The 11524-nt window shown below is 69.1% G+C and carries 5 protein-coding genes; 2 read left to right on the forward strand and 3 right to left on the reverse strand.

What is annotated here, in order from left to right:
• A partial coding sequence (locus Q8814_RS03260) for an acyl-CoA carboxylase subunit beta (protein ID WP_330150574.1) occupies nucleotides 1–1134 on the forward strand: 1134 nt, incomplete at its 5' end.
• A 74-nt stretch (nucleotides 1135–1208) separates the two neighbouring features.
• On the opposite strand, the gene Q8814_RS03265 is transcribed toward Q8814_RS03260, so the two are convergent.
• The 3 genes from Q8814_RS03265 to Q8814_RS03275 all read right to left on the reverse strand — a co-directional run bounded on the left by Q8814_RS03265 (nucleotide 1209) and on the right by Q8814_RS03275 (nucleotide 8673).
• Entirely contained in the window at nucleotides 1209–1853 is a 645-nt protein-coding gene (locus Q8814_RS03265; RefSeq protein WP_330150575.1) for a TetR/AcrR family transcriptional regulator, read from the reverse strand.
• A gap of 86 nt (nucleotides 1854–1939) precedes the next feature.
• Entirely contained in the window at nucleotides 1940–5248 is a 3309-nt protein-coding gene (locus Q8814_RS03270) for an arabinosyltransferase domain-containing protein (protein ID WP_330150577.1), read from the reverse strand.
• A 44-nt stretch (nucleotides 5249–5292) separates the two neighbouring features.
• Nucleotides 5293–8673: an arabinosyltransferase domain-containing protein gene (locus Q8814_RS03275; RefSeq protein ID WP_408015819.1), complete on the reverse strand. Its 3381-nt coding sequence runs from the start codon at nucleotides 8671–8673 to the stop codon at nucleotides 5293–5295.
• 34 nt (nucleotides 8674–8707) lie between these two features.
• On the opposite strand from Q8814_RS03275, the gene Q8814_RS03280 reads away from it, so the two are divergent.
• Entirely contained in the window at nucleotides 8708–11491 is a 2784-nt protein-coding gene (locus tag Q8814_RS03280) for an FAD-binding and (Fe-S)-binding domain-containing protein (RefSeq protein ID WP_330150579.1), read from the forward strand.
• Nucleotides 11492–11524 lie beyond the last annotated feature (33 nt).

An 11524-nucleotide genomic window follows, 5' to 3' on the forward strand; every position in this document is an offset into this window, starting at 1 on the left:
TCGCTCGCCTGGTACGGCGAGATCGGCAAGCGCACCGAGCCGTTGTCCGGTCTGTGCCCGCAGATCTCGGTGATCGTCGGCAAGTGCGCCGGCGGTGCCGTGTACGCGCCGATCAACACCGACGTCGTGGTCGCCACCGAAGAGGCGTACATGTTCGTCACCGGCCCGGACGTCATCAAGGCCGTCACCGGTGAGGACGTCAGCCTCGAAGAGCTCGGAAGTGCCCGCAAGCAAGCCGAATACGGCAACGTGCACCATGTCGCGGCCGACGAGAAGGCCGCGTTCGAGTGGGTGCGCCAGTACCTGAGCTACATGCCCTCCAATGCGCAGGAGAAGCCGCCGGTCATCAATCCAGGTCTGGAACCGGAGATTACGCCCGACGATCTCGCGCTCGACACCTTCATGCCCGACGCCGACAACTCCGGCTACGACATGCACGACGTCCTGCTCAAGATCTTCGACGACGGCGACTTCTTCGAGGTCCGTTCGCAGACGGCTCACAACATCATCACCGGGTACGCGCGCGTGGACGGGCGGCCGGTCGGTGTCGTCGCGAACCAGCCGCTGTACCTGTCGGGTGCTCTCGACGCGGCCGCAGCCGACAAGGCCGCCCATTTCGTCCGGGTGTGCGACGCGTACGACATTCCGCTCGTGTTCGTCGTCGACACCCCCGGGTTCCTCCCCGGCGTCGAGCAGGAGAAGATCGGCGTGATCAAGCGCGGTGGCCGCTTCCTGTTCTCGTACGTCGAGGCGTCGGTGCCGAAGGTGACCGTCGTAGTACGCAAGTCGTACGGCGGCGGTTATGCGGTGATGGGGTCCAAGCAGCTCGGTGCCGACATCAATTTTGCGTGGCCGACGGCCCGCATCGCGGTGATGGGCGCGGAATCCGCGGTCGCGGTGATCGGACGTAAGCAGATCGCCGAAGCCGGCGACAATGCTCCGGTCGTGCGACAGCAGCTCATCAACTTCTACAACGAACACGTTGCGACGCCGTACATTGCGGCCGAGCGTGGTTACATCGACGCGGTCATCGAGCCGGCGACCACCCGCCTCGAGATCCGCAAGGCGCTGAATCTGTTGCGCGACAAGAAGGTGTTCAAGAATCCGCGCAAGCACCACCTGCTGCCGCTGTAGCGGTATCTGCCTGCCGAACAGGGGTTCACGTCGACAAGTGCCGACGTGAACCCCTGTTCTGCGCAGGAGGGGTGTCAGTCCGGGCGCAGGGCGTGCCGTACGTAGCCGACGATGTGGTCGACCTCCTTGTCGGCATCGATCCCGGAATTGTCCTTCCAGAGAAGGTGTTCCATCGAGGCCAGCAGCAGGATCGACGTCGTCGTCGAATCCCGCTCCGGGTCGGTCGAACCCAGCGCGGCGATCGGGCCGGCCAGTACGCGGGCGAGGGCGAGTTCGAGTTCTTCCCGCACCTTCGGAGCATGCGACCGGCCGCCCCCGACGGCGACGACGTTCCGGGTCGCCGCCGCGATTCCGGGGTCGACGGCCTGGTTCAGGATCGCGGTCACGCCCGCCCGCAGGGCTTCTTCCGGTGAACCGGCCGCGTCGATCTTCCGGCGCAGATAACTCACGAGGCGGCGCCCGCCCTCTTCGACCACGGCGTCGACGAAATCGCTCTTGCTGCGGAAGTAGCGGTAGAACGCGTCGTTCGACAGACCTGCGGCCGCGACGATGTCCGCCACGCGGGCGGGAGCGCCTTCGGTGAGAAGGTCGCGGCCGGCCTTGATCAGCCGATCGACGTCACGGCTCGCCGCCTCTTGCCGCGGCGTCAGGCTGCGCTTGACGGCCTCGGTCGCGCGCGGGGAGAGCGAGGCGGGCTCGGGGGTGGTCTCGGTGCTCACCCCCGCATTCTAGGGAACGGGAACCGGATTCTCGCCATCCCTGCGGTGTCGGTGTCCACTCGTCACACCACCCCGAGCCGGGACCGCTACTCGTACACCCTCAGCGTGCCGGGACTCCACAGTCCGGATCGGGTCGACACGGTGGTCTCGACATCGGCCGCCTCCGCGTTCGGATAGAACCGCACGTGCCGCTCCAGCGAACCCCAGTCGCGCGCCCAATCGTCCTTCAGGTAGGTGGGCACCTGTTCGGGCCGGGACAGGACCTCGGTGAAGCCGAGGGGCCCGCCGTTGTCGGCCGACTGCCAGGTGTCGGTGGACGACACGGCCAGCGGACGATCGGGGAGGATGCGGTAGTTCGGCATCTCGGCGACGCCCGCTCGGTGGTCGAACGGCCGCTGGCACGGGAACTGGAGGCCCACGGCCCAGTCCAGCAGCACCGGTTGTTCGCTGCCGATCACGTCGTTGAGCGTTTCGAGCACCGGCACCCGCGGTGGGGTGAACGCGAGCCACTGGTCGCCGGTGAGGTTCGGATCGTTGGCGACGACGCGGACGACATCGGTGTCGTCGGGCAGATCCGCGAGGGGCACCCGCAGGTTCCGCCACGACGGTGCGGGACCGATGTCGCGCGGCAGGTAACTGCCCTGCACGGCGACACTGCCGTCGGCCTGACGGGTGCCGTACTCGACGAGCAGCGACTGCCCGTAGGTCAACGCACCCGTGTCGTCGTACGACCAGATGCGGCCGGCTGCGGACAGGACGATCAGCGGGGACTCCTCGCTGCGTTCGGGCAGCCCGTACCAGCTGGAGGTGAGCTGCGCGGGTTCCTGGATGCCGTCCTGGTAGCTGCCCAGCACCGGAGTCACGGCCGGGTCGAGGCCGAACGGCAGACGCACAGTGCTGCCGTTGACGGTCTGCGCGCCGGAACCACCGGTGGTGCCGCCGCCCGCGCCGGTCTCGAACGTCGGACCGACACTCTGGGTGTCGGTGTTGCCCTGTCCCGGCTTGACCTCCACATAGTCGGCGGTGAGGTCGGAGGGGACACCGTTGGGGCTGAAACCGCGAGGGTCGGCTCCGGCCAGCGGGTCGCCGTTCGCGGGTGGGTTCGCCGGATCGTCGATCGGCTCGAGCCGTCCGGCGTTCGGGTCCGTCTCGACCAGCACATCGTTGGCGAGACCGCACGTCTGACCGGTCAGGGCGTCGATGTTGGAGCGGGCGAGCGAGTACGCCGGGTACTGCGACACGGCGCCCTTCGCGAGCGAGAGCACCTCGAACAGCACCATCGCTCCGGCGACGACGGTCAGTGGCGCCGCCGCAAACGTGCGGATACGGCGGCCCTTCTTCGTGGTCGGTTTCTCCGGTGGGGGTGCGTAGCCCTCACGCAGGTACTGCCACGCGACGAGGGCCAGTGCCAGCGCGAACAGGATGAGGAACAGGCTGCTCGCCTGGTAGCCCTGCAGCGACACGGTCTTGTCGAACCACGGAACACCGTAGCTCGACACGTACCACCAGCCGTTGATCCCGGCGAACGACACGGCGAGGACGAACAGCAATCCGGCGAGGAAGATCGTACGGTTGCGCCGAGACCGCAGCGCCTGGGTGGACACCACCACCGCGGTGAGGGCGCCGAGGGATCCGGCGATGCCCGCGTAGGCCCCGAAGTGGTGCGTCCACTTCGTGGGGTTGAACATCATGAAGAAGATCGTTCCGAACACGATGCCGATCAGCCGCCACGACGGGCTCACGGCGATGCCGGGGATGCGACGCCGGCGCAGCAGCACGAGCATGGTCGTGAACAGGCACAAGATCATGACGAGGAAGGCGAACCGGCGGGGCAGCGACCCGTCGACGGTCTGCACCATCAGGTAGTAGTAGCGGAGGAAGTCGTTCCACCACTCCTCGTTCGGGCCGATGATGGTGCGCACGCGGGTGGCTTCGAGCACGGCCGCGATCGTTTGGTCGGAGAACACCACCACCAGGACGAGCACACCGGCGGCGGCGATGGGGGCGAGCAGCGGCAGGGCACCGACCTCGCGGTGACGGCGCACGACGATCCGGGTCATGGGACGGATACCGGCGATCAACGCGGCAATACACATCAGGCCGGTGGGTGCGGCGGCGAGCGTGAAGGCACCGATGACCACCGCGGTTGCCGCGGGCAGCAGCCGGCCGGTGGCGATGGCCCGCTCGATCGAGCACCAGGTCAGCAGGGCGCCGAGCGCGACGATGGGTTCGGGGCGCAGCCCGTTGTTGTAGGGCAGCCAGAAGGCGAGGAACACCAGACCGCCGGTCCACAGCGCGATCCGATTGTGGCGTACTGCCCGTCCGAGGCGGGGGACCACCTCGCGGCTGATGACCATCCAGCACAGGATGCCGGCGATCAGCGCGGGCAGTCGCATCCACGGACTGGCCGTGGAAATCTTCGCGAACAGCGCCAGCACGTCGTAGTACCAGCCGAACGGTGCCTCGGGCACGCCGAACCACCGGAAGTAGTTGGCCATGTACCCGGATTCCTGCGAGGCCCGGGCCATGGTGAGCAGGTAGCCGTCGTCGGAGGTGTTGGCACCGAAGAAATGCCAGCCGACGAGGGTGACGACCACGACGACGTCTACGCCGGTGAACTTCCACCAGTGGCCGGGCAGGAAGCGCCGGTGCCCGCGGCCGTCGGTGCCGTCGAGCTTGGCCAGCGCTGCCAGCGCGAGCGCCGTCGACAGCACCGCGAGGATCATCGCGAGCGTCTTCACCAGAGTCGGCGACGACGAGAACCGCGAGTCGACGTCGACGGTGACATCGAGGCCGGGCACCGCGGTGGTCAGGTCGCTGAACACGCCGACGACGAGGGGCCGCAGATCGCCGGTCAGTTCTCCGGCACGCGGGTTGCCGTTCTCGTCGACGAGGCCGACGAACTCGGCGGTGGTGCGGTCGACGTCCGAGAAGATGCGGATTTCGCTGCAGGCCCCGGATTCGACTTCGGAGCGCGGAGCTGTCGCGACCACGACATTGCGGTCGAGCACGTCGACGTTCTCGGCACCGACCCGCACGAACATCGCGTTGAGCGCGGCATCCTCTCCGCTGGAGGGCGCGGTGGCGAGCAGCATGCCGCCGTCGTCGGGCAGCTGTTCGACCGCGGCGCACGGCACGGTCGCGTCCAGGCGGAGCGGCACCTGCGACATCAGGGGCGACTCGATGTCGGTCATCGACCCGTTCTGCGGCCACGACAGGGTGGCGTCGGTGACCCGCACGGGCAGGAAGGGCGTGGCCACCGCCAGCACCAAGCCGAGCAGTCCGGCGACGACGGCGACGAGCCGCGCGGTCCGGTACCGCGTGCGCAGATCCTCGCCGACCGGACTGGTCGCGGTGAGGGCTGGGCCGGGGATGGTTGTCACGTCGTCGGGCACGGGAGTCGATGGTATCGGGCAGTGACCTGTGACGACACTCTCCCTCATTCGAGGAGGTCGGGCACCCCGTCACGGACCGGCCCCGGCGACCACACTCCGGACCGGGTGACCGTCTCGGTGTCGATCACTCCGGTGGTCGCGCTCGGGTCGATCGGCCGGTACTTCTCGAGCGATCCCCAGTCCCGGTCCCAATCGTCGTTCAGGTAGGTCGGGAGCGTGTCGGCGGCCAGCAGCAGCGGGATCCAGCCGAGCGGACCGCCACCGATTTCGTCCTGCCAGCCGTTCGTTGCGTCGGCGCCCACCCGATCCGGCAGGATCCGGAATTCGGGCACCTCGGCGACACCGTTGCGGTGCCCGAACGGGCGCTGGCACGGGAACGCCAGGCCGACCGACCAGTCCAGCAGTACAGGCGCGGTGCTGCCCACGACGTCGTCGAGCGTCTCGAGCCGCGGCATGCGCGGCGGAGTCACCGCGACCCATTGATCGGGCGCGAGGTTCTCGTCGTCGACGACGATCCGCACGGCGTTCGCTTCGGCGGGGATCGCCTCACTGGGAACTCGCAGGTTTCGCCACGACGGCGACGGGCCGATGTCGACGGGCGCGATGGTGCTCAGGGGCGTCACTTCCCCACCGGATTCCGTCCCGAACTCCAACCGCACGTCCTGGCCCGGGCTGATGACACCGTCCGGGTCGACGTAGTGCACGCGGCCCGCGGCGGTGACGACGAGCAACGGCGTCTGCTCGGTGCGGTCGGGCAGGGCGTACCAGCCGGATTCGAGCCGGGCGGGCTGCTGCGCTCCGGTGCGGTAGCTGCCCAGCACGGGAGTGCGGGCGGGATCGAGACCGAAGGGCAGCCGGACGGTGCTGCCGTTGATCCCCTCGGTGCCGCTGCGGCCGCCGCCGGTGCCGGCACCGGTGGAGGTGGTGGTGCCACCCTCTTCTTCGTCGTCGACGGTGTTGGCGCCGCCGGTGGTGGACAGTTCGGCATCGGCGGTGAGGTCGAGCGCCACTCCGTCGGGAGTGAAACCGTCGCTGCGTCCGGCACCGAGGGCATCGGCGGCCGACCCGGCGACGGGGGAGAGCAGCGTGGCGGTCGGGTCGGTTTCCACGAGCACGTGGTCGGCGAGGCCGCAGCTGTCGCCGGTGAGCGCGGCGAAATTGGATCGGGCGATCGAATAGGCGGGGTACTGCGACACGGCGCCCTTGAGCAGCGACAGCACCTCGAACAGCACGACCGCCGCGGCAACGACGGTCAGCGGCGCCGACGCGATCGCCTTGACCTTGCCGTTCCGCTCGGGGCGCGGCTGCCGGAAAGGTTCGCGCAGGTGGAACCACGCGGCGGCGAGAAGCGCGGCGACGGTCAGGGCCAGCAGCGCGGTGGAGAACGCGTAGCCGGAGATCGACGGCGGTTTGTCCCACCACGGAATGCCGTAGCTCGACACGTACCACCAGCCGTTCGAACCCGTGAAGGACATGGTGAGCACGAACAGCACGCCGGCGGTGAACAGTGCGCGGTTGCGGGCGGAGCGGATGCCGACGGAACCCACACCGATCGCGGCGAGGGCGGCGACCGAGCCGGCGAGGCCGGCGTACACACCGAAATGGTGCGTCCACTTCGTTGGGGTGAGCATCATCAGGAGCAGCGAGGCGAAGACGATCCCGAGGATCCGCCGCGACGGTCCGATGGCGGTGCCGGGGATGCGTCCCTTGCGCAGGATGAGCATGACGCACACCACCAGGCACAGCACCATGATCAGCACACCGAACCGGCGCGCCAGCGAACCGTCGGGGGACACGGTCAGCAGTGCATCCCAGCGCAGCCGTTCGTCGAACCACGACACGTTGGGGCCGACGGCGGAGCGCACCCGGGTGGCCTCGAGCACCGAGGCGAGCGTCTGGTCGGCGAACACCGCGATCAGCACGACGGTGCCGGACGCGAGTACCGGGGCGAGCGGCGCGACCACACCGACGAGGTGGCGACGGGAGACGAGGACCTTCACGAGCGGGCGGGCTCCCGCGATGAGCGCGGCAACGCAGATGAGCCCGGTGGGGCCGGCGGCGAGCGAGAACGCGGCGATGAGCACGGCCACGGCGGCGGGCAGCATGCGGCCGGTGGCGATGGCCCGCTCGATCGAACACCACGTCAGCAGGGCGCCGAGCGCGATGATCGGTTCGGGACGCAGCCCGTTGTTGTAGGGCAGCCAGACTGCGAGGAACACCAGTCCGGCCGTCCACAGCGACACCCGGTTGTTGCGGACCGCGACGCCGAGACGGGGGATGACCTCCCGGCTGATCACCAGCCAGCACACGACGCCGGCGACGAGCGCGGGTACCCGCATCCACACACTCTCGGTGGACACGTGGGTGAACAGCACCAGCACGTCGTAGAACCAGCCGAAGGGTGCCTCGGGGACACCGAACCACCGGAAGTAGTTGGCCATGTACCCGGCGTCCTCGGACACGCGGGCCATGTTGAGGATGTAGCCGTCGTCGGAGGTGTTGGCGCCGATCATGTGCCACAGCAGGAGGGTGCCCACCACGACGGCGTCGGCGAGTGTGAACCGAAGCCAGTGGGCGGGCAGGAACCGGCGTGCGCGGCGCCGGTCGACGCCGTCGACGAGGTGCAGCGCCACGAGGGAAATCGCCGTGGCGAGCGCGCACGCGATCATCACCAGCAGCTTGAGCGGCGTGGGCGTCGACGTGAACCGCGAGTCGAGTTCGGCGCGCACCGACAGCCGATCCGGGGCGCTGGTGCCCGAGGTGAGTTCCTCCGCGGACCCGCCGAGGTCGGAGAACACCCCGACCATCTGCGGCCGGACGTCACCGTTCACCGTTGCGGCGTCCACCGGCGGGTTCGCCCCGACGATCTCGGCGGCGGTGCGTTCGGAATTCGAGGCCACGGTCACGGCCGTGCACGGCGCGTCGAGCGGCGCGGAGACCAGCACGGAGTTGCGCAGGACCGCCTCGATGCGACCGGGTGCACCGTCCTCACCCGGGACCGCGCGGATCACCAGGGCAGTGTCGGTCGCGTCGGGAGCGCCGGGCGGCACGGTGGAGACCAGGGTGCCGCCCTCACCGCCGAGCCGGTCCGCCGCCGCGCACGGCACACTGACGCGCAGAGCGAGCGGTGTATACGTCACGAGCGGCACTTCGATGTTGTCGAGAGTGTCGTTCTGCGGCCACTGCACCGTCGCGGCTTCCTGCCGGACCGGCAGGAACGGGATGGTCAGTGCCAGCACGAACCCGAGCAGACCGGTGACGACGGCGACGATCCGGGCGGTGCGGACACGTCCCGTCAGGTCGGGCGAAGCGGTCGTAACGGTCGAACGGGAATCGGCTGACACAAGGCTCGATGCTATGCGAGAGAGCGTTCGTGCCGTGGCAGCACCGTCGGGTCCTGCGGATACCGTTCTGCCGGACCTCATCCGGTGCGGCGGCGGCACCACTAGCATCGAAAACATGGAGACCTCGACGGCGATCGGCGGACTTCTTCGCCGCGCCGGGATAGCCGAGGTGCGCGACGACACCACCACGCGAGCGTTGTATTCGTCCGATGCCTCGCTGTACCGGGTGCCCCCGCAGGCCGTGGTGCGTCCCCGTTCGATCGACGAGGTCGCCTCCGTGCTCGACGTGTGCCGGCGGGAAGGGGTGCCCCTCACCTCGCGCGGTGCCGGCACGTCGCTCGCCGGCAACGCCGTGGGCACCGGGGTGGTGCTCGACTTCTCCCGGCACCTGGGCAAGGTGCTCGAGGTCGATCCCGATGTCTGCACCGCGCGGGTGCAGCCGGGAGCGGTGCAGGCGGACGTACAGCGGGCCGCCGCACCGTACGGGCTGCGGTTCGGACCCGACCCCTCCACCCACAACCGCTGCACGATCGGCGGAATGATCGGCAACAACGCCTGCGGTGCGCGTGCGCTCGGCTACGGCCGGACCTCCGACAACGTGGCGGCCCTCGAGGCGCTCACCGGTACCGGGCATCCGCTGTCGCTGCCGGGCAGCGACCCGATGCTCGAACCGCTGCACGCACTCGTAGACGCGCACCTCGCGACCATCCGCACCGAATTCGGCCGGTTCGGGCGCCAGGTGTCCGGATACGCGCTCGAGCATCTGCTGCCCGAGAACCGGTTCGACGTGCGCAAACTGTTGATCGGCAGCGAAGGAACGCTCGGTGTCCTGACCGAGGCGACCGTACGGCTCGTGGCGGATTCACCGGTGCGCACGATGGTGGTACTCGGCTACCCCGACATCGTCACGGCCGGCCACGCCGCGCCCACGCTCCTCGTGTTCGGGCCCACCGCGTGTGAGGGGCTCGACTCCCGGATCGTCGATGTCGTGCGGACCCGCCGCGGACCGGGCTCGGTTCCGCCGTTGCCGAAGGGGGCGGCCTGGTTGTTCGTCGAACTCGTCGGCAACGACCTCGACGAGGTACGCGACCGCGCGCAGGCGCTCGAGAAGGCTTCGGGCGCCGTCGATGCGGTGCACGTCGACGATCCGGCGCGTGCCGCGGCGCTGTGGCGGATCCGGGAGGACGGTTCGGGATTGTCCGCGCGCAGTCCGAAAGGACTGCCGGCGCATGCCGGGTGGGAGGATGCGGCGGTCCCGCCGGAGCGGGTGGGCGACTACCTGCGCGACTTCGAGGCACTGACCGGCACCTACGGAATCACCGGTTATCCCTACGGGCACTTCGCCGACGGATGCATCCACATCCGGCTCGACATACCACTCGAGATGCCCGGATTGTTCCGCGAATTCCTTTTCGCCGCAGCGCGATTGGTGGCGTCCTATGGCGGTTCGATGTCCGGTGAGCACGGTGACGGACGCGCCCGCAGCGAGCTGCTTCCGTTGATGTACTCGCCCGCAGCGCTGCAGCTGTTCGGTGCCGTCAAAGCGGTGTTCGATCCCGAGAACATACTCAACCCCGGCGTTCTCGTGGATCCGCGTCCCGTGGACGTCGATCTGCGAGTTCCGGCCGCCACGACGATTCGGGACGGGCTGGCGTTCCGCTATCCCGCCGACGGCGGCAATTTCACCCAGGCGGTGCACCGCTGCACCGGCGTCGGCAAGTGTCGCGCCGACACCACCGGTGTCGGGGGCGTCATGTGCCCGTCCTATCTCGCGACGCGCGAAGAGAAGGATTCGACGCGCGGCCGGGCCCGAGCGCTGCAGGAGATGCTCAACGGAGGTCTCGTCGCAGATTCGTGGCAGTCGAAAGAAGTACACGAAACCCTGGACCTGTGCCTGTCGTGCAAGGGCTGCGCGTCGGACTGCCCGACGGGAGTGGACATGGCCACCTGGAAATCCGAAGTGCTGCACCAGACCTACCGAGGCCGGCGACGGCCGATCAGTCACTACACGCTCGGCCGGTTGCCGCGCTGGGCGGCGCTCGCATCGCGGCTGCCACGCATGGTCAACACGCTCACGCGGGTGCCCGGTGTCGCCGCGGCCGGGTTGACGCTCGCCGGTATGGACCGCCGCCGAACTGTTCCGGCGATCGCGCCCCGCACCTTCCGCCGCTGGTTCACCGAGACCGCGGCGCAACGCGCACGCACCGGCGATCCCGTGCTGCTGTTCGTCGACACCTTCACCGAGTACTTCACCCCCGAAGTGGGCATCGCGGCGGTGCAGGTGCTCGAGGCCGCCGGATATCGGGTGCGGATCACCGAGCAGCAGCAGTGCTGCGGGTTGACGTGGATCACCACCGGGCAACTGGATGACGCGCGAAAGATATTGGGGCGCACCGTCGCCGACCTCTTTCGTGCGGGCACGTCCATCGTCGGTCTCGAGCCGTCGTGCACCGCGGTCCTGCGGTCCGACACCGTCGAACTGCTCGGCTCGGAGCCGGCACGAGTGGTCGCCGACCACACGAAGACTCTCGCCGAACTCCTCGGCGACTGGCAGCCGCCGTCCCTCGAGGGCACCAACGTCGTCGCGCAACCCCACTGCCATCATCACGCGGTGATGGGCTGGGGCACCGACGCCGCGCTGCTGCGGAACGCCGGCGCCCACGTCAAACGGCTCGGCGGCTGTTGCGGTCTGGCAGGCAACTTCGGTGTCGAGCGCGGCCACTACGACGTGTCCGTCGCGGTCGCGAACAACGCGCTGGTACCCGCGGTCGAGGCGGCAGCCGACGACACCGTCGTGCTCGCCGACGGCTACTCGTGCCGCACCCAGCTCGGCGACCTCACCGACCGGCGAGGCATCCACCTCGCGGAACTGCTGGCCTCCCGCCTCCCGGAGCGATGAATTTTCGCGGCGTGCCCGGTCGATACATGCGAC

Origin of the sequence: Rhodococcus chondri (assembly GCF_036327435.1) — a bacterium.
Lineage (GTDB): Bacteria > Actinomycetota > Actinomycetes > Mycobacteriales > Mycobacteriaceae > Rhodococcus > Rhodococcus chondri.